The 25,045-nt window shown below is 73.5% G+C and carries 18 protein-coding genes; 5 read left to right on the top strand and 13 right to left on the bottom strand.

Annotated features, from left to right (window positions below):
* Positions 1-23 precede the first annotated feature (23 nt).
* The 7 genes from ABD346_RS33260 to ABD346_RS33230 form a co-directional block, all read right to left on the bottom strand.
* A complete protein-coding gene (locus ABD346_RS33260; protein WP_344380038.1) occupies positions 24-1,589 on the bottom strand; it encodes an amino acid adenylation domain-containing protein in 1,566 nt (521 codons plus the stop codon).
* Entirely contained in the window at positions 1,582-5,040 is a 3,459-nt protein-coding gene (locus ABD346_RS33255) for a beta-ketoacyl synthase N-terminal-like domain-containing protein (protein WP_344380037.1), read from the bottom strand. The genes ABD346_RS33260 and ABD346_RS33255 overlap by 8 nt, the downstream gene beginning before the upstream one ends.
* Positions 5,037-8,552: a non-ribosomal peptide synthetase gene (locus ABD346_RS33250; protein WP_344380036.1), complete on the bottom strand. Its 3,516-nt coding sequence runs from the start codon at positions 8,550-8,552 to the stop codon at positions 5,037-5,039. The genes ABD346_RS33255 and ABD346_RS33250 overlap by 4 nt, the downstream gene beginning before the upstream one ends.
* Positions 8,549-9,997 (bottom strand): condensation domain-containing protein, encoded by a 1,449-nt coding sequence (locus ABD346_RS33245; RefSeq protein ID WP_344380035.1) that lies wholly within the window; start codon positions 9,995-9,997, stop codon positions 8,549-8,551. The genes ABD346_RS33250 and ABD346_RS33245 overlap by 4 nt, the downstream gene beginning before the upstream one ends.
* Before the next feature lie 46 nt (positions 9,998-10,043).
* Positions 10,044-11,870, bottom strand: a complete 1,827-nt coding sequence (locus ABD346_RS33240; RefSeq protein WP_344380034.1) for a non-ribosomal peptide synthetase — start codon at positions 11,868-11,870, stop codon at positions 10,044-10,046.
* 77 nt (positions 11,871-11,947) lie between these two features.
* Entirely contained in the window at positions 11,948-12,142 is a 195-nt protein-coding gene (locus tag ABD346_RS33235; RefSeq protein ID WP_344380033.1) for a DUF3311 domain-containing protein, read from the bottom strand.
* A 476-nt stretch (positions 12,143-12,618) separates the two neighbouring features.
* Positions 12,619-13,359 carry an SDR family NAD(P)-dependent oxidoreductase gene (locus ABD346_RS33230; RefSeq protein ID WP_344380032.1) on the bottom strand — a complete coding sequence of 247 codons (741 nt, stop codon included), beginning with the start codon at positions 13,357-13,359 and terminating at the stop codon, positions 12,619-12,621.
* A 388-nt stretch (positions 13,360-13,747) separates the two neighbouring features.
* Between ABD346_RS33230 and ABD346_RS33225 the strand changes: the two genes are divergently transcribed.
* The 3 genes from ABD346_RS33225 to ABD346_RS33215 are packed head-to-tail and all read left to right on the top strand — an operon-like array spanning position 13,748 to position 16,052.
* Positions 13,748-15,124, top strand: a complete 1,377-nt coding sequence (locus ABD346_RS33225) for a sodium:solute symporter family protein (protein WP_344380031.1) — start codon at positions 13,748-13,750, stop codon at positions 15,122-15,124.
* Positions 15,125-15,138: 14 nt separating this feature from the next.
* A complete protein-coding gene (locus tag ABD346_RS33220; RefSeq protein ID WP_344380030.1) occupies positions 15,139-15,774 on the top strand; it encodes an RNA polymerase sigma factor in 636 nt (211 codons plus the stop codon).
* Positions 15,771-16,052: a hypothetical protein gene (locus ABD346_RS33215; protein WP_344380029.1), complete on the top strand. Its 282-nt coding sequence runs from the start codon at positions 15,771-15,773 to the stop codon at positions 16,050-16,052. The genes ABD346_RS33220 and ABD346_RS33215 overlap by 4 nt, the downstream gene beginning before the upstream one ends.
* Before the next feature lie 6 nt (positions 16,053-16,058).
* On the opposite strand, the gene ABD346_RS33210 is transcribed toward ABD346_RS33215, so the two are convergent.
* Positions 16,059-17,021, bottom strand: coding sequence for a LysR family transcriptional regulator (locus ABD346_RS33210; RefSeq protein WP_344380028.1), 963 nt, complete (start codon positions 17,019-17,021; stop codon positions 16,059-16,061).
* Positions 17,022-17,130: 109 nt separating this feature from the next.
* On the opposite strand from ABD346_RS33210, the gene ABD346_RS33205 reads away from it, so the two are divergent.
* The gene (locus ABD346_RS33205) at positions 17,131-18,336 is read left to right on the top strand and encodes an MFS transporter (protein ID WP_344380027.1); all 1,206 of its coding nucleotides are present in this window, start codon (positions 17,131-17,133) and stop codon (positions 18,334-18,336) included.
* A 24-nt stretch (positions 18,337-18,360) separates the two neighbouring features.
* On the opposite strand, the gene ABD346_RS33200 is transcribed toward ABD346_RS33205, so the two are convergent.
* The 4 genes from ABD346_RS33200 to ABD346_RS33185 are packed head-to-tail and all read right to left on the bottom strand — an operon-like array spanning position 18,361 to position 23,736.
* Entirely contained in the window at positions 18,361-19,011 is a 651-nt protein-coding gene (locus ABD346_RS33200; protein WP_344380026.1) for a thymidine kinase, read from the bottom strand.
* A 40-nt stretch (positions 19,012-19,051) separates the two neighbouring features.
* Positions 19,052-20,239, bottom strand: coding sequence for an alkaline phosphatase family protein (locus ABD346_RS33195; protein WP_344380025.1), 1,188 nt, complete (start codon positions 20,237-20,239; stop codon positions 19,052-19,054).
* A complete protein-coding gene (locus tag ABD346_RS33190; protein ID WP_344380024.1) occupies positions 20,239-20,826 on the bottom strand; it encodes a DUF5998 family protein in 588 nt (195 codons plus the stop codon). The genes ABD346_RS33195 and ABD346_RS33190 overlap by 1 nt, the downstream gene beginning before the upstream one ends.
* A gap of 48 nt (positions 20,827-20,874) precedes the next feature.
* Positions 20,875-23,736, bottom strand: coding sequence for a bifunctional acetate--CoA ligase family protein/GNAT family N-acetyltransferase (locus ABD346_RS33185; RefSeq protein ID WP_344380023.1), 2,862 nt, complete (start codon positions 23,734-23,736; stop codon positions 20,875-20,877).
* A gap of 152 nt (positions 23,737-23,888) precedes the next feature.
* Here ABD346_RS33185 and ABD346_RS33180 point away from each other — a divergent pair, with 152 nt between their 5' ends.
* Complete coding sequence (locus ABD346_RS33180) at positions 23,889-24,170, top strand: HPr family phosphocarrier protein (protein ID WP_053725500.1); 282 nt, start codon at positions 23,889-23,891, stop codon at positions 24,168-24,170.
* Between the two features lie 186 nt (positions 24,171-24,356).
* Here the strand turns inward: ABD346_RS33180 and ABD346_RS33175 are convergent, their stop codons facing one another.
* Positions 24,357-25,034, bottom strand: coding sequence for a GntR family transcriptional regulator (locus ABD346_RS33175; RefSeq protein ID WP_344380022.1), 678 nt, complete (start codon positions 25,032-25,034; stop codon positions 24,357-24,359).
* Positions 25,035-25,045 lie beyond the last annotated feature (11 nt).

Here is a 25,045-nt window from a genome sequence, read left to right as displayed (position 1 = left end):
CCGGCGGCCGGGGACCGCACGGGTCAGGAAACGGAGGCTGCCTCGGTGAACCGGCGCCGCAGCGCGGGGCGGTCGATCTTTCCGTTGGGGTTGAGCGGGAGCTCCGTCAGACACGTGAAGCGGCGCGGCACCATGTGGACCGGGATGCGCTTGCGCAGCCAGAGCATCGCGTCGGTGGCCGTGAGCTTCTCGCCCGTGTAGAAGGCGACGAGTTCGGTCTCCTCGGCGCCGGGCACCGCGAGCACGACCGCCTCGGTCATCGCCGGGTGCCGGCGCATCGCCGCCTCGATCTCGCCGAGTTCGATGCGGTAGCCGCGCACCTTGACCTGGTTGTCGAGCCGGCCCAGGTGGACCAGGTCACCCTTCTCGTGCCGGACGCGGTCGCCGGTGCGGTAGTAGTGCTCGGCGCGCACCCCGCCCGTGCCGTCGTACGCCGTGGCCCGCTCGCCGTCGAAGGAGAGGAAGCGGCCCCGGTCGTCGGCCGGGTCCAGGTATCCGTCGAAGCGCTGCGAACCGCGCACGCACAGCTCGCCCTCGGCCGCCGGGCGGCCTTCCTCGTCGAGGATCAAGTGGTCCAGGAAGCCGTAGACGGGACCGATCGGGACGGTGCCGTTCGACGTCTCGGGCCACTGTCCGGGGTCCGCTGCCAGCCTGAACTCGGTGCAGGCGACGGTGAGTTCGGTGGGGCCGTAGACGTTCTCGATCACCGCCCCGGGAGCCACCGCCTGCCAGGCCTCGGCCTGACGGTACGTCAGCTGCTCGCCGATGAAGATTCCGTACCGCAGTGCGGTGACGAGCCCGGCCGGCAGGTTGCCGAGTCCCGCCGCCACCGACACGAGGGAGGGCACCGAGAACCAGTGGGTGATGCCGCGCTCGACCAGGTAGTCCACCGGCGTGAGCAGGTCGCTGCGCCGCGGCACCACGAGCGTGCCGCCGCCGCCCCAGGTCACGAAGAGGTCGAAGACCGAGGGGTCGAAGGTGAGGTCGAAGGTGTGGGACACCCGGCACCCCGGGCCGACCTCGAACCGGGCGATGTTGTGGGCGATGTAGGCGGACAGGTTCCGGTGCCTGACCGGCACGCCCTTGGGGCGGCCCGTGGAGCCGGAGGTGAACAGCACATAGGCGATGTCGTCCGGCGTGGTGCGGTACTCCGGCAGCGCGGCCGGTGCACCGGCGTGCGGACCGGCGACCTCGGCATCGGTCAGCAGGAGCCGCGTGTGCTCCGATCCGAGCTCGAAGTGCGGGAGTTGGGGCGCGCCCGCCTCGTCCACGATCAGCGTCTCGGCGTCGGCCAGGTCGTACACGGAACGGTTGCGCTCCGCCGGATAGCCCGGGTTGAGCGGGGTCACCGTCGCTCCCAGGCGCTGCGCGGCCAGATAGCCGGCGAAGGCCGTCAGGCTCCGTGACGCGAGCAGCGCGACCCGGCGCGGTGCACTGCCGCGGGCCAGCAGGATCCGCTCGGCCAGCGCTGTCGCGCACGCGTCGAGCTCCCGGTAGGTGAGGCTGCGGTCGTGCAGCTCCAGCGCCGTGGCCTCGGGGAACCGGGCGGCGGAACGGGCGAACCATTCGTGGAGGGTGCGGTCAGTCATCGTGGTCCTTGCGCAGTAGCGGGTCGAGGAGTTCGGCGAATCCCGGGTGGCGTGCCGCGGCGGAGGTGAGCGCGGCGCGCAGCAGCGGCCCGGTCGGCGCGGGGTCGGCGCCGTTGCGGTCGAGCCAGGGCTGCCAGGCCTTCGCCTCCGGACGGCCGTGGCCCGCGCCGGCGGCGGCGAGCAGGCGCGGGGCCAGCGGCGACAGGACGGGGTTCTCCCGGTCCAGCGCGCGCAGTGCCACCGCGCGCTGCCACTGCCGTACGGGTACGCCCTCGGTCGGCCAGCCGGCCTCACCGAGCAGGGCGAAGAGTTCGCGCACGGTCACCGGGTCCGGGCTCACCAGGTGGTAGGCGCGGCCCACCGATCCCGGTGCGTCCATGAGTTCGGCGACCGAGCGGGCCACCAGGTCCACCGGCGACACCGCGAAGGCCTGCTCGTCCAGGGGGTGCCGGCCCACGGCCAGGCCGCCGGCGAGCAGGTGCCACAGCGGGTCGTCCGGGTCGCAGGCCCCGGTGGCGGCGCCGAGCAGCAGGCCGGTGCGGAAGACCCGTACCCGCATGCCGTCCGCTTCGGCGCGTTCGAGGAGCCGCTCGGTCAACCAGGCGGCCACGGCGGATCCGGGGCGCTCCGGGTCGAGCGGCTGGGCGCGGTCCTCGGGAACCGTGTCGTCCCCGCCGAGCGCGGAGCCGCAGGCGGCCAGCGTGGACAGGCACGTGAAGTCGTCGATCCCGTGCTCACGCATCCAGCCGAGGAGATCGGCGAGCGGCAGCACGGTCGTCGCGCGCAGCTCCTGGTAGGAGGCCGTGCCGCCGGGCCGCGGCGCGGCGTGCACCACGCGGCCGACCCGGGCGGCCAGTTCGCCGTCGCGGTGCTGCGCGCAGAGCTTGCCGAGGTCGGCCGGGGAACCGAGGACGAGAGGGACCCGGCCGGCGTCCGGTTCGGGGAGGCCGAGGGCCGCGGCGGCCGTACGAAGGTGGCGGCGGCCGCTCTCCTCGTCCGGCTCGTCGAGGACGACGTACACACGGCCCCGGGCGGTCCTCAGCAGTGCGTCGAGGAGGCAGGCGTCGAGCGGTCCGGCGCCGCCGGTGAACAGCGTGTCGGTGCCCCGGGAGCGGGGTGCCGCGCCGGACGGCGTGAGCGGGAGGGCCAGATCGGCGTCGATCAGGTCCGCTTCGCTCGCCTCGGCCGCCGTCGCGCCGCGCTCGGGGCCGGGGTCCCCCGCCGGGCCCGGTGACTGCGTCAGCCCCCGGACGATCTCCGCCATCCTGCGGACGGTGGCCTGGCCGCCGCCGGCCCGGTAGACGTTGACGGACACGCCGTAGCGGCGCTGGACGGCGGCCTCGATGCGCATGGCGGTGAGCGAGTCCCCGCCGAGCGCGCCGAACTCGTCGTCGGCCCCGAGGGTCTCGACGCCGGTCAACTCCCGCCACAGCGCGAGGAGTTCGGCGTCCACGTCCTGTGCTCGGGCGGGCTCCGGCGCCGGAGCGGCGGGGTCTTCGTACGCCGGGGTGTCCGGGCGGGCGATGGGCGGCAGCCGGTCCAGTGCCCAGTAGCGCTTGCGGCTGAACGGGTAGGCGGGCAGTGCCACCCGGCGCCCGCGGCCCGCCGTCCGCTCCGGCCAGTCCACGTCGACGCCGTGCAGCCAGGCCAGGGTGACGGCCTCGTCCAGACGGTCCGCGAGCGCCTGGCCGCCGTTCTCGTCGAGCCCGTCCAGCGGGAGCACGAACCGGCCCTCCCCGGACTCGCCCTCGCCGAGCAGGATCAGGAAGCGGTCGGCGGACGCCTCGTGCGCCGGGCCGGTCACGACCTCGGCGCGCCCGCGGAAGGCCGCGCCGAGCCGGGTCACCAGGGCCTCGGGCGCCCGGCCGTCCTCCGGCAGCACCAGGCGAACTCCGCGCACGGCCGCGGGCGTCGCGGGCGCGGGCCGGCGCAGCGCCTCGGCGAGCCGGCCGGCCGGAGCCGACACCACCCGGCGCCGGGCGAAGGAGCGGCGGCCGACCCGCAGCGTGTGGGCGACGTCGCCGGCGGCCGGCGCGCCCCGCTCCAGTTCCTCGGCCAGGTCCGCCGACAGCTTCTCCAGCTCGTCGTCGGTGCGGGCCGAGAGCACGAGGCGTACGGTCTCGCGGTCCGCCGCGCCGGGCCGGGTGGGCTCCGGCGGCGGCCCGACCACCACGGTCGCGTTGGTCCCGCCCAGGCCCATCGAGTTGACCAGGACGTAACGGCCGTCCTCCGCGATGTGCCCGGGCTCGGCGGAGATGCGGAACGGGCTGTCGGCGAGCACACCGGGGCTGCGCGGGCGCTCGAAGAGGGGGTGCGGCGGCAGCTCGCCGGTGCGGGCCACGTGCACGGCCTTGATGAGTCCGGCGACTCCGGCCGCCGGTCCGCAGTGCCCGATGTTGGCCTTGACCGACCCGAGGCCGCAGTAGCCGGTGCCGCCCTCGGCGGACCGCGTGCCCTCGGTCAGACCGCGCAGTTCGATCTGGTCGCCGAGCGGGGTGCCCGATCCGTGTGCCTCGACGTACCGCAGCCGGTCCCCGCTGATCCCGGCGACATCGAGTGCGGCGGCCACCACGTCGGCGAGGCCCGAGGGGCTCGGGGCGGTGAACCCCGAGCGGCCGGAGCCGTCGTTGCCGACCGCCGAGCCGTGCACGACGGCGAGCACCGGGTCGCCGTCGGCGAGCGCGTCGGAAAGCCGGCGCAGCACGACCGCGCCGACGCCCGAGCTGAAGGACGTACCGGTGGAGCGGGCGTCGAAGGGGCGGCAGTAGCCGTCCTGCGAGGCGAGGGCGCCCGCGTGGTGGCGGTAGCCGAGCATCGGTTCGTTGACGGCCGCGCCGCCCGCGAGAGCCAGGTCGCACTCGCCGGACAGCAGGCTGAGCACGGCGTAGTGCACTGCGGTGAGCGACGAGGAGCAGGCCGTCTGGACCCCGACGGACGGGCCGCGCAGGCCGAGCTTGTACGCCACGCGGGACGACAGGAAGTCCGGGAGGCCGCCCAGGTGCAGCGCCACGTCGTCCGCCGCGGCGAGGACGCCTTCGCTGCGCGCGCGGGCCACCGTGAGCGCCGTCATGTAGGTGCTGGCGCTGGCGCCGGCGAACACACCGGTGATCAGCGGGTCGCCGGTGGGCAGGTGGCCCGCCGACTCCAGCGCCTCCCAGCACACCTCCAGGAAGAGGCGCTGCTGCGGGTCGGTGGCCTCGGCCTCGGCCGGGGAGTAGCCGAAGAACTCGGCGGCGAAGTCCTCGGCGCCCTGCAGGGTCGCCGCGGTCTTCACATAGGCCGGGTCGTCGAGGACCTCGTCGCTCAGTCCGGCGGCGCGCAGCCGTTCCGGGTCGAGATCGCGGAAGGAGACCCTGCCTTCGGTGATGTTGCGCCAGAACTCCTGGGGGCCCCGGGCGTCCGGGAAGCGGCATCCGACGCCGATGACGGCTATCGCGGTGTCGTTGTTCACGCGGTGCTCTCCGGGGCGCTCGTGCCGCGCCGGGACCGCCCGAGGAGCCGGCCGTGGCCGCGGCCCGGGCCCTGCTGCTCGGCGGGCTCGGCCGCCGGGGCCCCGGGCCCGCCCGCGGCGAGCAGGTCGGCCTGCGCCTCGACGGTGCTGTGCTGGAAGAGGTCGGCCGCCTCCAGCTCGCGGTCGGTCAGCCCGGACAGCGTGTCGAGCAGCACGATGAGCAGGAGCGAATCCCCGCCCACGTCGAAGAAGTTGGCGTCGTGGGGGACGGTGTCCACGTCCAGCACCTCGCGCCAGGCCGCGGCGACCCGGTCGGTCATGGCGGTGCGGTCGAGGGCCGGGACGGGGGTCGCGGCGGGCGAGGGGGGCTGGGTGTCGGTGAGCACAGGGGACTCCAGGTCGGTGGCGAGATCGGTGGCGGCGGAGGTCAGTTCGTCGAGCAGCGCCTCGACGGTGGTGGCGTCGAAGAGCGCGGTGGAGTAGGCGAGGGAGAGGACCAGGCCGTCGGGTCCGCCGGTGGCGGTCAGCTCCAGTTCGTACTTGAGCTTGAGTGCCGGCGGCACCCGGTACCGCGTGGTGAGGCCGGCTCCGAGATGCGGCGCCCGCGCGGGCTCGTCCGTCGCGTTGACGTACACCGGGGTCACCGCCGGGCGGCTGAGGTCGCGGCCGGGATGCAGTTCGGCGGCGACCGCGTCGAACGGGGCGTCCGCGTGGCGGTAGGCGGCCGTGGCGGACCGCCGGATCCGGTTCAGCAGGGTGCGCCAGTCGGGGGCGTCGGTCAGGTCGGCGCGCACGAGCAGCGTGTTCACGAACATGCCGACCGTGTCCGCGGCGCCGGCGCCGTCGCGGCCCGCCCACGGGAAGGCGAACAGGAAGTCCCGCTGGTTCCCCCGCCGGGCCAGGACCGCGGCGAGCAGGGCGGTCGCGGTCATGAAGGTCGTGCAGCCCAGCTCCGCGCCGATCTCCCGGACCCTGTCGCCGAGTTCGGCGGGCAGCCGGGTCTCGCGGGTGTCCGCGTCGATGGACTGGATCGCCGGGCGGGCCCGGTCGTACGGAAGACCGACGTCGGTCGGCGCACCGCGGAGCCCGGCCAGCAGTCCCGCCACAGCGCCGTCGGACGCGGGCTCGGTCACCAGGTCCGCGGGGTGCGGGGCGGGTGCCTCGGCCGGCGGGCGGCCGTCGGCCGACGCCCGGTACTGCTCGGCGAGCTGGTCCATGACGATGCCGAGCGACCAGCCGTCGGTGACGATGTGGTGCACGCCGTAGAACAGCAGTGTCCGGTGGTCGGCCAGGGCGATCACCTCGCCCCGGGCGGGGGCCTGGGTGGCGAGGTCGAAGGGCGCCCAGCACACCTCGGCCAGATGGTCCTCCAGGCGCTGCCGGCTCCAGAGCGAACCGTCGACCAGGGCGACCTCGGGCGCGGAGCCGTCGGTCCGGTAGAAGACCTTGCGGGCCCGGGCGTCGAGCGTGAAACGGGAGCGCAGACCCGGATGGCGGGCCAGGACCGCGCCGAAGGCCTCGCGCAGCAGCGCGTGGTCCACCGGGCCCTCGATCTCGACGAGGCTCGGAGCGAGGTACGCGGCGCGCAGCGCCGGAAGCCGGTCGAGGAACCAGAGCCGCTGCTGCACCGGCGTGGCCGGGTGGCGCCCGTCGCGGGCTTGCTGTGCACGGGCCGCGCCCCCGGCCGCCGGAGCCTCGGCGCCGGCGGCCAGGAAGCGGGCCAGGCCCGCCACCGTGGGGTCGGCGAGGAAGCCGCGCAGCGGAACGGTCCTGCCCCACTCGCGCTCCGCGGCCGCCAGCATGCGCACGGCGAGCAGCGAATGGCCGCCCAGCGTGAAGAAGTCGGCGTCCGGCCCGATCTCCTCGGCGTCCAGTGCCCCGGCCCCCCGGTCGGCCTCGGCCAGGGTGTCCGCCATGAGGCGGGCCGCCCGCCGCTGCTCCGCGGTCAGCGGCGTCCTGCGCCGCTCACCGCGGGCGAGGGGCGCCGCCCGCAGTTCCGCCAGGGCCGCGAAGTCGACCTTGTCGTTGCTGGTGCGGGGCATGGCAGGGACCGCGTACACCTCGGAGGGCAGCACGGCGGCGGGCAGCCAGCGCAGCAGCGGGCGGACGACGTCGTCGTGGCTGCCCAGCTCCGCGCCGGCCGCCGACTCCACGTAGGCGACGAGGCGTTGAGGGGTTCCGGTGGCGTGGACGGCCGCCGCGACGATGGCGGGGTTCTCCTCCAGGAGCCTGCGCACCTCGTTCGGCTCGATCCGGTTGCCCAGGATCTTCACCTGGTCGTCGGCCCGGCCGAGGTACTCCAGCTGACCGTCCGGCCGGAGCGACACCCGGTCGCCGGTGCGGTACATCAGGGCGCCCGGCTCGTGCGGGTACGGGTCCGGGAGGAAGGCCGCCGCGGTGCGCTCCGGCTGGTCGAGGTAGCCGAGTGCGACCCCTGCTCCGGCGACGTACAGCTCGCCGGGGACCTGGGCCGGGAGTTCCTCGCCGTGCGGACCGAGCACGTAGGCACGGGTGTTGGGAAGCGGGCGGCCGATGGCGGGGGCGCGCTCGTCGTCGGGGTCGACCGCGGCGAAGGTGCTGTTGCAGGAGGCCTCGGCGGGTCCGTACACATTGCGCACCTCGGTGTCCCAGCGGCGCGCGCACTCGGCGGCCAGCCGGCGCGGCAGCGCCTCGCCGCCGCAGTAGACCACCCGCAGGCTCGATGTGCCGCCGGGGTCGGCTTCCAGCATGGCGTGCAGCAGGCTCGGGGTGAGCGAGCCCGCGACCGTCGCCCCGTGCGGTCCGCGGGTGAGGCGCAGGAGCGCGGCGGGGTCGCGCCGCTCGACGTCGTCGGCGACGATCAGCCGGGCTCCCGCCAGGAGCGCCTCGAAGACGTTGAAGGCGGCCGGGTCGAACGCGGTGCCCGCGGTCAGCAACAGCCGGTCCCCGGGGGTGAGCCGGGCGTCGTCCGCCCACCACAGCGCCGTGTTGAGCAGCCCCCGGTGCGGAACCAGCACGCCCTTGGGCCGGCCCGTGGTTCCCGAGGTGTAGATCACGACGGCGACGTCGTCGCCCGCCGGACGGGCCGGGACCGCCGGGGCGTCGTCGCCGAAGGCGCGGACCTCCTCCAGGCGGACCGGCTTGACCGCGGTGTCGAGACCGCGCAGCAGGTCCGCGCCCGCCTCGTCGACGAGGACCACGGACGCGCCCGTCTCCCGGAGGATGAACTCGATCCGGGCGGCCGGGGTGTCCATCGCCAGCGGCACATAGGCGGCGCCGGAGCGCAGCGCGCCCAGCCAGCCGGCCACCAGCGCTCCGCCGCGTGCGCAGAGGACGGGTACGAGCGTGCCCGCCGCGGCTCCGTGCGTGCGCAGCCGGTGGGCCACTGCCCACGCCCACCGGTCGAGTCCGTGCCAGGACAGTTCGGTGCCCGCGCAGCTCACCGCGGTGGCGGCGCCCTCCATCGAGGCGATGCGCGCGTCCAGCAGGTCGAGCACGGACCGCGCTCCCTGATGATCCGTCAGATCGGTCATGCCCGGTCCCCCTGTTCGGCTGTCGCCAGACGTTCTCGGTACTCCCCCACGAGGTCCCGCTCCTCGCCGAAGAGGACTCCGGGCCGCGGTCGGCCCGCGGCGGGCCGGGTGAGGGGGAGGCGGTACAGCGGCGCCTGCGGGTCGGCGACGGCCGCGGCGAGCAGGACCTGGAAGTGCCCGGACACCGCGCGGACCCTCTCCTCGGTGTACCGGTCGATGTCGTATTCGACGGTGGCGAGGATCCCGTCGCCGTCGTACTCCAGGACCAGCGTCAGGTCCTGCTTGGCGGTCCCGGTGGGCAGGAGTCGCGGCGCGGTCCACCGGGGCCGGTCCCCGAGCCGCGGCGCGGGCATGTTCTGCAGGACGAACCCGACGCCGACCAGCGGCCCCTGCGGGCGGGAGCGGTCGGCGGCCGCCCGTGCCGTCAACTGGTCGAAGGGCAGCCGCTGATGGGACAGGGCACGGAACGACTCGCCCCTGACCTCGTGGCACAGCCGCTCGAAGGACCACCGGGCATCGAGCCGGCAGCGCAGCGGAACGGTGTTCACGAAGAAGCCGACGAGCTGCTCGACGCCGGGGTGCGGGCGATTGGCGGCGACCGTGCCGAGCAGGAACTCCTCCTGGCCGGTCCAGCGCTGCACCACGGCCTGGAACGCCGCGAAGAGCACGACGAAGTCGGTGGCTCGCAGCCGCGTCGCCAACTCCCTCGTGTTCGCGACCAGTTGGGACGGGAGGCGGAACGTGTGCTGTCTGCCGAGCCGCTCCCCCTCGGGGAGGGCGCGGCGCGGCGGGCAGGGCCCGAGCGCGAGGTCCCCGGGCACCGCCAGGATTTCCGCGAGGCGGGCGTCGAGCCGTTCGGCCATGGCCGGATGCCCGCCCGCCTCGCGGTCCCAGGCGGCGAAGTCCGCGTACTGCACGGCCAGTTCCGCGAGACGGGGCACGGCGCCGGACAGCGCCTGCTCGTAGGCCTCGGCCAGGTCCTCGTACAGCGCGGTCAGCGACCATCCGTCGACGGCGATGTGGTGCACCACCAGGAGCATGGCGTCGCCGTCCGCGCCGCCCTGCCACACCACGCAGCGCAGCGGCGGGGCCGTCGTCAGGTCGAAGGGTGCGCGGGCGTGCGGGGCGAGCTCCTCGTCGTCGCGCAGCGCGCCGGGGATCACCTCCAGCGGCACCGGTACGGGTTCGCCGACGTACTGGACGGGGCGGCCGTCGCGCAGCCCGTAGGTGGTGCGCAGGACCTCGTGGCGGGCGACGACGGCGGCCAGCGCCCGGGTGAGCGCGCCGATGTCGACCGGTTCGTTCCACCGGGTCAGCAGGGGAACGTTGTAGACGGCCGAACCGGGCGCGGCGGCGTCGATGAACCAGAGGCGTTCCTGCGCGTACGACAGCGGCGCGACGGAGGCCGCCCGGCGGCTCAGGGGCGGAGTCGGCGGCTTCGCCATCATGCCTTCCTTCCGGGGAGGTCGAGGTGTCGGGGGCGGCGGCGCGTCACGGCAGCACCACCTCCGACCGGCCCAGCTGCCGGGCGAGTTCGCCGAGGTCGGGGGCGAGCAGCAGATCGGCGGGCTCGATGTCGACGCCGAGCAGCTCGCCGATCCGGGAGGCCGCCTGGGTCGCCAGGATCGAGTTGCCGCCGAGCGAGATGAAGTCGTCGCCCGGCCCGATCACGCGCGTGCCGAGGAGTTCGGCCCAGACGCCGGCGAGTACGTTCAGGAGCGGGTCGCCGAGGTCCGGGCCCGCTTCCTCCCGACCCGCGCCGGCCGGCTCCGCAGCGGAGTCGAGCAGTTCCTCGATCCGCCGCCGGTCCGCCTTGCCCGTGCTGGTGAGCGGCAGGGTGTCGAGGACCGTCCAGCGGCTGGGGAGCATGTACGCGGGCAGCGCCGACGCCAGGTCCGAGCCGAGCCGGCGGGCCGTCTCCTCCGGAGGCGCGGACGAGGCGAGGCAGGCGGCCACGAGCCGTGCGTCGGGGCCTTCGCCGGTCTTCGCGACGAAGGCCGCCCCGGTGTGGCCGGTCGCGACCGCCGCGCGCTCGATCTCCTCCAGCTCGATCCGGAAACCGCGCAGTTTCACCTGCCGGTCCGCGCGGCCCACGATCTCCAGCTCGCCGTCCGGCAGCAGCCTGGCCAGGTCCCCCGTGCGGTACATGGGCTCGCCGGTGCCGGGCTCCGGCACGAAGGACCGCGCGGTCCGCTCCGGCAGCCCCAGGTAGCCGGTGGCCACGCCCGGTCCTGCGATGCAGAGTTCACCGGTCGCGCCGGGCTCCACGGGCCGCAGGTCCTCGTCCAGGACGTGAATCCGCGTCTCCTGGATCGCCCGGCCGACCGGCATCCGCTCCCGTCCCGCCAGCGACTCCTCGGTGCAGTCGAAGGAGGCGGCGATCACCGTCGCCTCGGTCGGACCGTACGCGTTGACGAGCCGCCCGGGCGGGGCCGCGGCCAGCACCCGGCGGACCGCGGAGATCTCCAGCTGCTCGCCCCCGACGAGCAGGGTGCGCAGCGTGCCGAGCGCGTCCGGCCGGGCCCGGGCCACCAGGTGGAACAGCGAGGTGGTCAGCAGCAGGGTGGTGATGTCCTCGTCGCGGACGAGGGCGGTCCAGCGCTCCAGCGCGAGGTCGGCCACGGAGGGCAGGACGACGAGGGTGGCGCCGGCGGTCAGCGCGCCCCAGACCTCGAAGGTGGTCGCGTCGAACGCCGGGTTGGCGATGTGGCCGACCCGGTCGCCCGGCTCGATGGCGCAGTAGGTGGCCCCGGTGACGAGGCGGCGTACGCCCCGGTGCGGCACGACGACACCCTTGGGCACGCCGGTGGATCCCGAGGTGTAGCCGATGTACAGCGGCGCCTCCTCGTCCACCGGGACGTCCGGCACCGGCTCGTGGCCCGGGTCGCTGCCCGGCACGGCGAGGCGCGTCACCCCCGGGGCGCTCCCGAGCCGCCGCTGGCGCCGGTCGTCCCCCTTGGCGACGACCGCGACGCGGACGCCGGCTCCCTGGAGGATCCCTGTCACCCGCTCCGCCGGGGCGTGCGCGTCGAGCGGCAGATACGCGGCTCCGGCCCGCGCGATGCCGAGCAGGGCCACCACGAGGTCCGCTCCGCGGTCGAGGTCGACCGCGACGGGGTCTCCCGGGAGCACGCCACGCGCCGCCAGCGCGGAAGCCATCCACCCGGCGCGCAGCCACAGTTCCCGGTAGGTGAGCGAGGTCCCGGCCGGATCCCGGACCGCGCAGGCCTCGGGACACCGCGCCACCCGCTCGGCGACGATGCGGTGGACACCGTGCCGCTCGCCCTTCGGCGAGCCGGCTCGCGGATACGTACCCATGGATGAATTCCTCTGCTCGAAGTCTGTCGTGGTGTCCGGGGGCGCGGTGAGCGCGGCGCGAGTCCCGGGAGCGCGGCTCAACGGGCTTTTCCGATCTTGCGGTTGACCACCGTGGTGACGGCGACGCTCAGCAGGCAGCAGGCCAGGTGGAGCCAGTAGAACAACGGGATTCCGCACAGCCGCGGCCGGTCGGGACGGACGGCGATAACCAGAACGGGAGCCGCGATCGGCACGACGAGCAGGAGGCGCCAGGCCCGGGGCCCCCAGGACATGCGTCGTCTCTCTCCGGATCTTCGCCTCGCCACCACGACTGCTTCTCCCAGTGGATTGATCCGGCGCCCGGGGAAAACGGACGGCGTCCCGGTAGGCGAAGGGCCATGTCGTGTTCTCCTTTCCGAAGTGCCGGTGAAGTTTCTGGCTGCCCAAAGCGACCTCGCGGCAGCACAGGAGTTCTGTCTCCTGCGTGCGGAGGTTCGCGTTCCAGATGGCGGAATTCGGGCCGTCGGCGGCCAGTACGGTGAAAGGGGGCGTCGCAAGGCCACGACGGGCCCGCGGATTCCCCCGAAACACCGCGGCGGGATTGCCCCCTTGCACTCCCGCCGAAGCTTCCGAGTGTTAGTTGCGCGAGTTCCCGGTTGGGTTTACGCCGTCGGCCGGCTTTTCGAAGTGGCGTGCGTCACTCCGCCCGTCACCGGGCAGACGAAAGGGCCGGCCCCGCCAAGGACCGGCCCTTTGTGGTGAATCGGCCTCAGACCAGATGCCGTCCGCCGTCCACCATCAGCACGGATCCGGTGGTGTATGCGGCGTGCGCGAGGCCGAAGACCGCCTCGGCCACGTCCTCGGGCGAGCCGACCCTGCACAGCGGGGTGTTGGCGGTGATCCAGTCCCGCGAGCCCTCCCACACCTCGGGGGCCTCGTCGTACCACGGCGTGTCCACGAGCCCGGGCGCGACCGCGTTCACCCGGACCTCGGGGCCGAACGTCGCGCCGCACAGCCGGGTGAGGTGGTCGACGGCCGCCTTGCTCACGGCGTACGGGATCGAGCTGCCCATGGCCCGGCTGCCCGACACGGACGAGATGTTGACGATCGAGCCGGACCCGGTGGCCTTGAGGTGCGGCTGGGCGGCCTTCATCATGTGCCAGGTTCCGATGACGTTGACGTCGAAGATCTCCCGCCAGACCGACTCGTCGACCGCCTCGGTGTCGTCGAGCGGGATGAACCGGGTGAGCCCGGCGTTGTTCACCAGGACGTCGAGCCGTCCGAACTCCTCCACGGTCGCCTCGACCACGCGCCGCGCGTCCGCCGGGTCGGAGACGTCGCCCTGCACATAGATGGCCCGGGGCAGTTCGGCGGCCAGCTTTTCACCGGCCTCGACGGACGTCGCCGAGTTGATGACCACGCACATTCCGGCCTCGGCCATACGGCGGGCCACCGCGGCACCAATTCCCGATGACGAGCCGGTTATCAGCGCGACACGAGCGTCGTTCACGAATACCTCCACAGGTCGAAAGCGGGGACAAGCGGGATGTTCCAAGCCAACCCGTCCGCATGGGAAAGGGCCTTGACGCCCCCGCGACGTGATCCGTAGGGTACCACCAAGTGGAATTCATTTTCCGCATTGTGGAATTCAGGGTGAGGCGTCATCATCCCGTTCCAGCGGCCGAGCCGGTCCGGCAGCCGCGGACGGGCACGCCCTCCCGGAGCTTGGGGGCATCATCAACGGGGCCATCGCGGTCGGATTCGCGCTCATCACAGGTGGTGCGGCCCTCGCCGGAGCGCGCGGGGCGCCGCGCGACGAACTGCCGCACCCGGCCCGCTGGGCCCTCGCCGGCCGAGGGCTCGGCACCGCGTCCACGAGCCTGCTCCTGGGCGGCACCGTGTACACGGCCTACACCTACATCGCGGTGCCGGGGCTGATGTTCGGCACCGGCGGCCTGGCGCTCTACTCCCTCGTGTACACCATGCTGCTCTCGCCGCTCATCATGGTGCTGCTCCCCCGGCTGCGGGACATCGCCGCGCGCCACGGCCTGATCACCGGGGCCGACTACGTCCGCGCGCGGCACGGATCGCAGCCGCTGGCCCTGGCCGTCGCCCTGACCGGCATCCTGGCGACCATGCCCTACCTGGCCCTTCAAGTGGTGGGCATGACAGCGGTGTTGCGCTCCATGGGCATCGCCCCCACCAGCCTGGCGGGCGGCGCGGCACTCGCGCTGCTCTTCGCCCTGTTCGCCCTGGTGACCCACCCCGGCGGGCTGCGCGCGTGCGCACGGATGTCGGTGGTCAAAGCACTGCTCATCGGCGCCATGGTGGCTGTGCTCGTCACCCTGGCCGTCACCGAACTGGGCCCGCCCGGAAGGGTCTTCGCGCTGGCCGACCACCGCATCGCGACCGACGGCCTGACCATCGGCGTGCCGCCGCAGGGCTTCACCGCGTACGCGACGCTGGCCCTCGGCTCCGCCCTCGCCCAGCTGATGTACCCACAGGTCCTGATGGTGTCCCTGGCCAGCCGGAGCGGGAACACCCTGCGCGCCGCCACGAACTTCCTCCCCGCCTGGAGCCTGTCCCTGGGCCTGTCCGCCTTTCTGGGCGTCGCCGCCCTCGCGTCGGGGAGCCGCACTCCATCCGGCCACGCCGAGCTGGCGGTACCGATGCTGGTCCGCACGCTGGCTCCGGACTGGCTGGCCGGAGTGCTGTTCGGGGCGCTCGCCGTGGGCGGCCTGCTCCCGGCGGTCGTCATGGCGATGAGCATGGCGATGCTGCTCGTCCGCAACGTCTACAGCGAGTACCTGAACCCCACGGCCACGCCCAAGCACGAAGTCCGCGTCGCCCGCGGGGCGTCACTGGCCATCATGGCCGGGGCGGTTGCCTTCGCACTGCTGCTCCAGCCCCAGGACACCATCAACCTCCATCTGCTCGGCGGCATCTGGATCCTGCAGACCCTGCCCGCCGTCGCGCTGTCCCTCTTCACCCAGTGGTTCCACCAGCGCGCCCTGTTCATCGGCTGGGCGGCGGGCATGGTCCTGGGAACCGCCCTCGCGGGGCTGCACGGATTCTCCTCCGTCGTCGACATCGGAATCGGCCCCTTCCACGCCCCGGTCTATGTGGCGATGGCCGCCCTCGCGGTCAACCTCGTCACCGCCGCGGTGCTGACCCCCCTCCTCGGCCCGCTCGGCGTCCCACGGGGTCACGACAGCATCGCCAGCGGAGCCGCCTGGGAACGACGCGGTTCCAAGTACGCCTTCGTCGTCGAGTGAGTGAGGACCCCGTCGTGAAACCGTTCCTGCCGAGACACCCCGGGCCGTCCCGCCCCGCGCCCGCACGCACGCCCGGCCCTTCCGGCGCACCCGGCCCCGAGGCGACGGATGTGCCGTCGGGGGCCGGCCCCGGAATCGCCCTCGACCTGCGCGACGCCGACCGGGAAGTGGCCATCGCCCATCTCTTCGACCAGTACTACGCCCAGTTGCTGAGGCTGGCAGTGCTGCTCGGCGCGGACCAGGAGGCCGAGGACGTCGTCTCCGAGGCCTTCTACCAACTCCACTGCCGCTGGGCGAAATTGAAGACACCCGACGCCGCGATCGGATATCTCCGGTCCATCGTCTGCAATCTGACCCGCATGCGCATTCGCCGCATCCGCGTCGCCCGCCGGCACAGCTACCAGGAACTCGACGAACAGGTCCGCTCGGCGGAACAACAGGTACTGCTCAACGACGACCAGCGGGCCCTGATAGAAGCGCTGCGCGCGCTCACCGCGCGCCAGCGCCAGACGATCGTCCTGAAGTACTGGCTCGACCTCAAGGAGACCGAGGTCGCCGACACGATGAAGATATCCGTCGGTGCGGTGAAATCGCACACCGCTCGCGGAATGGCCAAGCTGACGGAAACGATGACGGGGAGTGTCCGGTGAGCGCGCGCATGGAGGAGCTGCTGCGGGACGCACTCGAAAACGTCGCCTCCGCCGTGCCCGACGAATCCCGCCAGTCCTACCGCAAGGAGCAGGCCCGTTGGCGCCGGCGCGAATACCGCCGCAGATGCGTCGTCGCCCTGCTGGTGTTCCTGATCGTCGGAGCCGTCTGCACCATCGGCCTGCTGGAACTCTCGGGTGCCTCGCCGGACAACCACGTCATCTTCTACAACGGCGCCCCGGGTACGACGGACGACGGCTCGCGGCCGCTCGGCCGGTAGGTCCCGCTACGGGGAGAGCCGCGCGGCACCCGTCCTCGGCTGTCCCGCGGCGAGGCGCGCGGGCCGTCGGGCAGCCGTCCCCGTCGCCTCACCGACCGCCGCCGCGAAGGCCTCCGCCTGCGCGGTGGGCCGCAGGCGATGGCGGACGAGGCCCAGCTCGGAGTCGGGCAGGCCCTGCACCGGTACGAAGGTGAGGGAGCCCCGGCGCCCCTGGTGGTCGGCCGTGGACCGGCACAGCAGCATGGCGCCACGGTCGGCCGCCGCCAGACTCAGCCCTTCCTGGAGCGTGTTGACGCTGGGGCCGGCCGGCACGGGAAGGCCACCGGGGGTCAGGCCGGGGGCCTGGGCCCGGCGCCAGTACTCGGGGGCGCCGCCGTCGATGCCGATGAGCCGGCAGCCGGCGAGTTCCTCGGCGGACAGCGAGTCCCGGGCGGCGAAGGGGTGCCGGACGGACACGGCGAGCGTCTGCGGCTGCCGGGAGAACACCGGGCCGAGGACGAGGTCGTCCTCGGCCACCGGCAGCAGGACCACCGCGCAGTCCACCTCCTGGCGGCGCAGCGGCCCGAAGGGGTCGGAGAGCGGGATCTCGACGATGTCGACCGCGCAGTCGGGATACCGGTCCCCGAACCGCGCGATCGCCCGGCTGAGGGAGTCGTCGACGCTGCCCTGGAAGCCGATGCGCAACTCCCCTCCCCTGCCTCGCGCGACAGCCCGGGCCTCGTCGACCGTGGCACGCAGGGCGTCGTACGCGGGGCGCAGGTCCGCGAGGAACTTCTCGCCCAGCGGCGTCAGGCGCACCCGGCGGCTGGTGCGTTCGACGAGCGGGGCGCCGATACGGCTCTCCAGGGAGCGCAGCAGCTGGCTGACCCGGCTCTGGGAGACGTACAGCCGCTCGCCCGCCCGGCCGAAGTGCAGCTCCTGGGCGAGCACGAGGAACGACTCCAGCTCACGCATCTCGACACCGCTCATGGTTCCCCTTCCGCACGGCCGCTCCGCGCCGCCGATCGAGTAGTCCCGCTTATCGAAGGATGAGGGATCGGCCGTTGTTCCCGCAGGTCGGGACGGGTTGGCTGGCCGCATGGCACAGACTGAGGAAATCACAGGCACCGCCGGGGTGCCTCAGCGGCCGGCAGCCCGCGGCCGGCTGGGCGTCGCGGCGGTCGCGAGCGCGACGTTCACGGTGGTGACGTCCGAGATGCTGCCCGTGGGCCTGCTGACACCCATCGGGGACACACTGAAGGTGACCGAGGGCACCGCCGGGCTGACCCTGACCATCACCGGTCTGGTCGGCGCGGTGTCGGCACCGCTGCTGACACCGCTGTTGGGCCGGTTCGACCGGCGCCCGGTGCTGTGTGCGCTGATGGCGGTCCTGACGGCGGGCAACCTGCTGGCCGCGTGGTCACCGCACTTCGCGGTGATGGTGGCCGCCCGCGTCCTTGTGGGCATCGGCATGGGAGGCGTCTGGGCGATCGCGGCGGGCCTGGCGGTACGTCTGGTGCCGCCGAAGTCCGTCGGCCCCGCAACGTCGTTGATCTTCAGCGGGATCGCGGTGGCCTCGGTGCTCGGCGTCCCTGCGGGTACGTACATCGGCGAACTGGCCGACTGGCGTACGGCGTTCGTGACGGCGGGAGCGCTGGCACTGGCCGCGCTGATCGCCCTGGCGGCCCTGCTGCCGCGGCTGCCGGCCGAGCAGGAGATGCGGCTCGGCGGTGTGATGCGGCTGCTCGGCGAAGCGCGGGTGCGAACCGGACTGGCCGTCGTGGCGCTGCTGGTCACCGGACACTTCGCCGCCTACACGTACGTGCGGCCCGTACTCGAAGAGGTCTCGGGAGCCGGCGCCGGGATGATCGGCACGCTGCTGCTCGTGTACGGAGTCGCCGGCGTGGCGGGCAACTTCGCCGCCGGTGCGGGCGCCGGGCGGTCGCCGCGCTCCACCCTGCTGGTGATCAGCGCGGTGCTCGCGGCCACGGTCGCGCTGGTACCGGTGCTCGGCGGCTCCGTCCTGACCGCCGGTGTGCTGCTCGCCGTCTGGGGACTGTCCTACGGCGGCGTGTCGGTCAGCACCCAGACCTGGCTGCTGGCTTCGGCGCCAAAGACGCGCGAGGCCGTGTCCTCGCTGTTCGTCGGTGTCTTCAACGGGGCGATCGCGCTGGGCGCGCTGGCCGGAGGGCTGGTCGCGGACGGCGCCGGGGCCGGCGCGGTGATGTGGCTGGGCGGCGGGCTCGCCGTCGCGGCCCTCGCGGTGACGGCGCTCGGCAGGGCCCCCTCGTCGGGACGCCTGTGAGACCGGGCCTGCGTCGACGTCCGCTCAGGGCGCCGCGACAGGCAGCACGTCCGGGGAGAGGGCCGCCGCTCGGGCCGAGGCGCTGGTCATGCGGCGGCGGTGGTGGCGCCGGCACAGGACCTCGTAGCCGATCTCGTCCTGCGACTGGTTGACGTCGCCGACGACCACCTGGGCGCCCTCGACGACCATCCGGCCGCCGATCGTGCGGGCGTTGTGGGTGGCGCGCGCGCCGCACCAGCACAGCGCCTCGACCTGAAGCACCTCGACCCGGTCGGCGAGTTCGACAAGGCGCTGCGAGCCGGGGAACAGCTTGGAGCGGAAGTCGGTGGTGATACCGAAGGCGAAGACGTCGAGTTCGAGGTCGTCGACGACCCGGGCGAGCTGGTCGATCTGCCCGGGCGCGAGGAACTGGGCCTCGTCCGCGATGACGTAGTCGCAGCGGCCGCCCTTGGAGAGGTGGGCGACGAGGTAGGCGTAGAAGTCGAAGCCGTCGGCGGCCTCGACGGCGTCGGTCACCAGGCCGAGCCGGGACGACAGCTTGCCCGCGCCCGCCCGGTCGTCGCGGGTGAAGATCATGCCCTGGAGGCCGCGCGCGGAGCGGTTGTGCTCGATCTGAAGAGCGAGGGTGCTCTTTCCGCAGTCCATCGTTCCGGAGAAGAACACCAGCTCGGGCATGGGGAGGTGACGGCCTTTCAGGTCTGTGGAGGGAGGGTGGTTACGAGCGTACTTCGAGGAGCGGTACGAGCTGTTCCACCGGGGTCATCGAGCCGTGGTTGCCGACCATGAGGGACTCGTGGGGCTCGCGCCGCGAGGCGGTGATGACGACGTCGTCGCGGGCCGCGGCGACCACGTCGCCGATCCGCCCGTGGACCCGCTCGTCGATGTGCGGGCCGAACCAGCCCGCCGCGATCGCCTCGTCCCGGCTCGCGACCCAGAACTGCTCGCCGAGCACCTCGCGCCAGCAGGTCAGGACGTCGGAGACCGCGCCCGGCACCGCGTACACATGGCGGGCCCGGCCCTCGCCGCCGAGCAGGGCGACGCCCGCGCGCAGCTCCCAGTCCTCGTCGAAGTCGATGCGGGACTGCTCGTCGAAGGGGATGTCGATCATGCCGTGGTCGGCGGTGATGTACAGGGCCGCGCGCGGCGGGAGCTGTTCGGCCAGGCGCTGGGCGAGCCGGTCCACGTACATCAGCTGGCCGCGCCAGGCGTCCGAGTCGACGCCGAAGCGGTGGCCCTTGCCGTCGACCTCGGAGTAGTACGTGTAGACCAACGACCGGTCACCTGCGGCGAGTTGGGCCGCCGCGAGGTCCATGCGCTCCTCGCCGGAGAGCCGGCCGCGGAAGCTGCCGCCGCTGAGCGCGATCTTGGTGAGCGGGGTGTGCTCGAAGTCCGGCGAGGACACCTGCGCGGTGTGCACGCCGTCCTGGTCGGCGAGCTGGAAGACGGTGGGGTACGGCTGCCAGGCGTGCGGGTCGGTCCACGGCTTCCAGCGGAGCTGGTTCATCAGCTCGCCGCTGTCGGGGTTGCGCGCGGTGTAGCCGGGCAGGCCGTGCTCGCCGGGGGCCAGTCCCGTACCGACCGAGGCGAGCGAGGTCGCGGTGGTGGCGGGGAACCCGGCGGTTATGGGCCGCCCGGTGCCGCCGCGCGAGGTGGCGAGCAGGGAGTGCAGATACGGGGCCTCGTCCGGGTGGGCCTTGATCTGCTCCCAGCCGAGGCCGTCGATCAGGAAGACGCAGTTGCGGTCGGCGGGGGTGAGCTCCGCGATCCGCTGCTCGAATCCGGGTACGCCCTGCCCGGCCACGAGGGTGGGCAGCAGATCGGCGAGCGATCCGGTGCCGTACTCGGGGACGGGTGCGGTGTCGAGGGCGAGGGGTTCGGGGTCCTGCCAGGCGGGCTGGGCCATCAGCGGCCGGTCGCCGCGGTCGCCTCGGACAGCGCCTGGGCGAACGCCAGCGTCTGGCGCACCGTGTCCGGGCCGTCGCCGGCCTCGCTGACCCTGAGGCTCAGGTCGTCGGCGGTGGAGTTGCCGGTGTAGCCGTGGTCGGCGTCGCAATTGGGGTCGCCGCAGGCGGCGGGCTCCAGGTCGATCCGGGCGACCGCACCCCAGCCGATGGTCAGGACGACCTCGCGGGGCAGGGTGCCGGGCGTGTACGACTCGGGGTTGGCCACGACGCGGCTCACCACGACCGACGAGATCCGGCCGAGCTTCACGGACTCGGTGGAGGTCGTCGCGTACGGCGTCGGGGAGCTGGTGTCGGCGTTCTGCTCGTCGGTGTGGCTGACGATGAAACGGTTGTCCGTGAGCACGAGGACCGTCACATGGCGGCGTACCTCGTTGGCGTCGAACGTGGTCTCCTGGTGCACCAGGTACGACGAGATCGGCTCCCCGCCGACCGCGGCCTCCACTGCCTCGGCCACAAGGGCCGGGTAGTAGCCGCTGCGCTCGATCGCCGCGCGGAGCCCCTGGGTCGTCGTACCGGTCTTCGCCATGGGGTCCATCTTAAGCTGCCGCACGGGGCGGACGGCCCCTCAGAGCTCTCAGTAGCTGGGCAGGCGCCTGGGACCGAGGTCCGTGCGGGGCGGGGCGGGCGCCAGGCGGACGCTCGCGCCGAGCACCGACAGGCCGTGCTGGGCGACGATGACGGGTTCCAGGCCCACCGCGACCACCTCGGGATGGTCGTCGACCAGCCGCGACACCCGCAGCAGCAGCTCTTCGAGCGCCGCGGTGTCGACGGGCGCCGAACCCCGCCAGCCGAACAGGAGCGGCGCCGTCCGGATGGATCGCAGCAGTTCGGCGGCGTCGCGGTCGGTGGCCGGAATCAGCCGGTGCGAGGTGTCACCGAGCAGTTCGGAGGCGGCGCCCGCGAGTCCGAAGGACAGCACCGCGCCGACCGCCGAGTCGATCGAGGCGCGCACGACGGTGTCCACGCCGCGCGGGACCATGGCCTGCACGACCGGCTTGAGCTCCTCCGGCTTGCCGAGCGTGGCCGTCAACTCGGCATATGCGCGGGCGAGTTGGTGCTCGTCCGCCAGATCCAGGCGTACGCCGCCGAGGTCGGGGCGGTGGCGCAGATGCGGGGCGGTGGTCTTCAGAGCCACGGGGTAGCCGAGGCGGCGGGCGGCCTCGACGGCACGGTCCGGGTCGGGCGCGGGCAGCGTCGGGCGCACGGGGATGCCGTACCGGCCGAGCAGTTCCTCGGCGTCCTGAGCGGCCAGGGTCGTGCCGCGGGGGTCCGGGGCGGGGCCCAGGAGGCGGTCGACCAGGGCGGCCGCGCCCGGCTCGTCGATGTCGTCGTACTCCCCCACCTTGCCGGGGTCGGCCGCCTCCCGCCGCCAGCGGGCGTAGCGGACGGCTTCGGCCAGCGCCCGTACGGCTCGCTCCGCGGCGGGGTAGGCCGGGATGCGTCGGGCCTCGCGGGGTGGCCCGCCGACGGGAGTGCCGAGGCTCTGCCCCGGACCCCGCTCCTCATATGTCAAAGGGGCTGGACCTTCGCCGGCCGGTACCGGGTCCGGCGGAGACGTGGGCGCCCCCCTGTTCACCGTGCGGGCCGCCGCCGACAGCGCTTCCGCCAGGCCGCCGATCTCCACATGGACCACCGCCACCGGCTTCGCCGGCGCCGTCGCGGCCGCCTCGCGCAGGGCGTCGGCGAGGACCTGGCCGTCGCCGGATTCCATCGCCCCGTTCTCGCCGACCCACGGGATCGCCGTCACCACGACCGCGTCGCAGGCATCGTCCGCGAGGGCCGCAGCCAAAGCCGCGCGGAAGTCGGCCGGGGTCGCCCCCGTCGTCAGGTCGAGGGGCCTCAGCGGGCGCAGCCCCTCGGTCAGGCAGGCGTCGTACGTGAGGAGCCCGAGCGATTCGGAGTTGCCGAGGATCGCCACGCGCGGGCCGGCGGGCAGCGGCTGGCCCGCGAGCAGCAGGCCCGCGTCCACGAGTTCGGTGACCGTGCCGACCAGGATGACGCCCGCCTGGCGCAGCAGCGCCGAGACCGTGGCGTCCGGCACCCGGGTCACCGGCACGGCGTGGCCCGGCGGGGTCGTACCGCTGTGCCGGGCGCCCTTGACCACGACGACGGGCTTCGCGGCGGCCGTGCGGCGGGCGAGCCGGGTGAACTTCCGCGGGTTCCCGATGGATTCGAGATAGAGCAGGACCACATCGGTGGCGGGGTCCTCGTACCAGTACTGGAGGAAGTCGTTGCCGGAGAGGTCCGCGCGATTGCCGGAGGAGATGAAGGTCGACAGGCCCGCGCCGCGCCGGTAGAGGCCCGACAGGAGGGCGATGCCGATCGCGCCGGACTGGGTGAACAGGCCGATCCGGCCCGCGGCCGGCGGCTCGGGGGCCAGCGAGGCGTTCAGCCGCACCCCCGCCGCGGTGTTGATGATCCCGAAGGCGTTGGGGCCGATCAGCCGCATCCCGTACGAGCGGGCCTGGCGGACCAGGGCGCGCTGACGCTCCCTGCCGTCCGGGCCGCTCTCCGCGTAGTCGGCGGCCAGGACGACGAGGCTCTGGACGCCGTGCTCCCCGCAGTCGGCGACCGCTTCCGGCACGCGTTCGGCGGGCACCGCGACGATCGCCAGGTCGACCGGTTCGCCGATCGCGGCGACGGAGGGAAAGGCGGGGACGCCGTCGAGCTCGCGCTGCTCCGGGCCGAGCGCCTTGTTCACGGCGTACGTCCGTCCGGTGAATCCGGCGTCCAGGAGGTTGCGCAGGACCGTGCGGCCGACGCCGCCGGGGGCGCGGCCGGTGCCGACGACCGCGACCGAGCCGGGCGCGAGCAGGCGCTGCACCGATCTCGCCTCGGCGCGGTGCTCGCGGGCGCGCTGCACGGCGAGCGACTCGGCGGTGGGCTCCAGGTCGAGCGTGAGGTGGACCGAGCCGTCTTCGAAGGACCGCTTCTGCTGGTAGCCGGCGTCCGTGAACACCTTGATCATCTTGCTGTTGGCGGGCAGCACCTCGGCCGCGAACCGCCGGATGCCCCGCTCGCGGGCGACCGCCGCGATGTGTTCGAGCAGCGTGGAGGCCACACCCCGGCCCTGGTGCGCGTCCTGGACGAGGAAGGCGACCTCGGCCTCGTCGGCGGGGGCGGGGGCCGGGCGGCCCTGGGCATTGATGCGGTCGTAGCGGACGGTCGCGATGAACTCGCCGCCGACGGTCGCGGCCAGGCCGACCCGGTCGACGTAGTCGTGATGGGTGAAGCGGTGGACGTCCTTGGCGGAGAGCCGGGGGTAGGGCGCGAAGAAGCGGTAGTACTTCGACTCGTCGGAGACCAGCTCGTAGAAGGAGACGAGCCGCTCGGCGTCCTCGGTGGTGATGGGCCTGATGCGCGCGGTGCCGCCGTCGCGGAGCACCACGTCGGCCTCCCAGTGGGCCGGGTACGCGGGGTCGGACGCCGTCGTCATACCGAAAGCGTACGGGTCGCGGGGCCGTACGGGGCGGGGCAAGGTGGCAAGGGCCGATCGGCATCACACTGGGGCCTAAGGTCGGTACGAGCACCGCGCACCACATGAGAGACTGGTCTAGACAACCGTCAGAGATTTCGAAGGGCAACACCATGGCTGAGCGCCGCGTCAACGTCGGCTGGGCCGAGGGCCTGCACGCCCGCCCCGCGTCCATCTTCGTCCGTGCCGCCACGGCTGCCGGAGTCCCCATGACGATCGCCAAGGCCGACGGCAACCCGGTCAACGCCGCGTCCATGCTCGCGGTGCTCGGCCTGGGTGCGCAGGGCGGCGAGGAGATCGTGCTGGCCTCCGACGCCGAGGGCGCGGACGTCGCTCTCGACCGGCTGGCCAAGCTGGTCGCCGAGGGTCTCGAGGAACTCCCCGAGACCGTCTGACCCGGTCGGCGCGGCACCGCGTCACACCGAAGGACCGCTGATCCCGCATTCGGGCCCGGCGGTCCTTTTCTTTTTCCCTCGGCTCGGGGCATCGGGTTCTCGCGGGCATTCGGTGCGCGGAAAAACCAATTCCGGACAGCACAATGCGGCGGCCCTTTTGGCCTTTCTTTGTATACGGCCACGCTGTTAAGTGCGGGCGCTCGCGGTGTTTACGGCATGTTGCGAAGTTCTCACGGGTGCGGGCCCGCGCAGCCGATGGGCGGAAAATGATCGCTCGGCGTGCAGGGCGGTGAGCGAGCGGGCGCGTTCGGCATCCCCGCGGGCCACCGCGTCGGTGATCGCGCCGAGTTCGGCCCAGGCCTCGGCCGGGCGGGCCGGCGCCTCGACCGCGTACATCCAGGCGACCTTGTGCCTCAACTGCGTGAGCAGCGCGATCAGTCCGGGGCTCGCCGAGGCCTGGGCGAGCGTCTCGTGGAACCAGCCGCCGAGCGAGCGCAGATCCTCGCCCTGGCCGCGCCTGGCCCGGTCCTGCCCCAGCCTCACCAGGCCGCGCAGCACCTTGAGATGGGCCTCGCTGCGGCGCCCGGCGGCGCGGGCCGCGGCCAACGGCTCAAGGAGCAGCCGCAGTTCGAGCAGGTCGGCCGCCTCCAGGTCGGTGGGCTCGGCCACGCAGGCGCCGGCGTGCCTGCGGGTGGTGACGAAGCCCTCCGACTCCAGGGTGCGCAGGGCCTCGCGCACAGGAACGCGCGAGACTCCGTAACGGCGTGCGAGGACTTCCTCGGTGAGCCGGCTGCCCCGCTCGAAGGCACCCGAGACGATGTCGTCGCGGATTGCCGTGCATACCGAATGCGCCGGAATGCGCATGGCCGAACCTC

The organism is Streptomyces mauvecolor, assembly GCF_039532965.1.
GTDB lineage: Bacteria > Actinomycetota > Actinomycetes > Streptomycetales > Streptomycetaceae > Streptomyces > Streptomyces violascens.
The sequence above is the reverse complement of the archived record's forward strand: the minus strand, read 5'-3'. Positions and strand labels throughout refer to the sequence as shown.

Bases quoted from the DNA above. Each gene is read 5' to 3' on its own strand.
- ABD346_RS33260 (WP_344380038.1), bottom strand. From the start codon at position 1,589: ATGACTGACCGCACCCTCCACGAATGGTTCGCCCGTTCCGCCGCCCGG.
- ABD346_RS33250 (WP_344380036.1), bottom strand. From the start codon at position 8,552: ATGACCGATCTGACGGATCATCAGGGAGCGCGGTCCGTGCTCGACCTG.
- ABD346_RS33245 (WP_344380035.1), bottom strand. From the start codon at position 9,997: ATGGCGAAGCCGCCGACTCCGCCCCTGAGCCGCCGGGCGGCCTCCGTC.
- ABD346_RS33240 (WP_344380034.1), bottom strand. From the start codon at position 11,870: ATGGGTACGTATCCGCGAGCCGGCTCGCCGAAGGGCGAGCGGCACGGT.
- ABD346_RS33235 (WP_344380033.1), bottom strand. From the start codon at position 12,142: ATGTCCTGGGGGCCCCGGGCCTGGCGCCTCCTGCTCGTCGTGCCGATC.
- ABD346_RS33210 (WP_344380028.1), bottom strand. From the start codon at position 17,021: ATGAGCGGTGTCGAGATGCGTGAGCTGGAGTCGTTCCTCGTGCTCGCC.
- ABD346_RS33205 (WP_344380027.1), top strand. From the start codon at position 17,131: ATGGCACAGACTGAGGAAATCACAGGCACCGCCGGGGTGCCTCAGCGG.
- ABD346_RS33200 (WP_344380026.1), bottom strand. From the start codon at position 19,011: ATGCCCGAGCTGGTGTTCTTCTCCGGAACGATGGACTGCGGAAAGAGC.
- ABD346_RS33195 (WP_344380025.1), bottom strand. From the start codon at position 20,239: ATGGCCCAGCCCGCCTGGCAGGACCCCGAACCCCTCGCCCTCGACACC.
- ABD346_RS33190 (WP_344380024.1), bottom strand. From the start codon at position 20,826: ATGGCGAAGACCGGTACGACGACCCAGGGGCTCCGCGCGGCGATCGAG.
- ABD346_RS33185 (WP_344380023.1), bottom strand. From the start codon at position 23,736: ATGACGACGGCGTCCGACCCCGCGTACCCGGCCCACTGGGAGGCCGAC.
- ABD346_RS33180 (WP_053725500.1), top strand. From the start codon at position 23,889: ATGGCTGAGCGCCGCGTCAACGTCGGCTGGGCCGAGGGCCTGCACGCC.
- ABD346_RS33175 (WP_344380022.1), bottom strand. From the start codon at position 25,034: ATGCGCATTCCGGCGCATTCGGTATGCACGGCAATCCGCGACGACATC.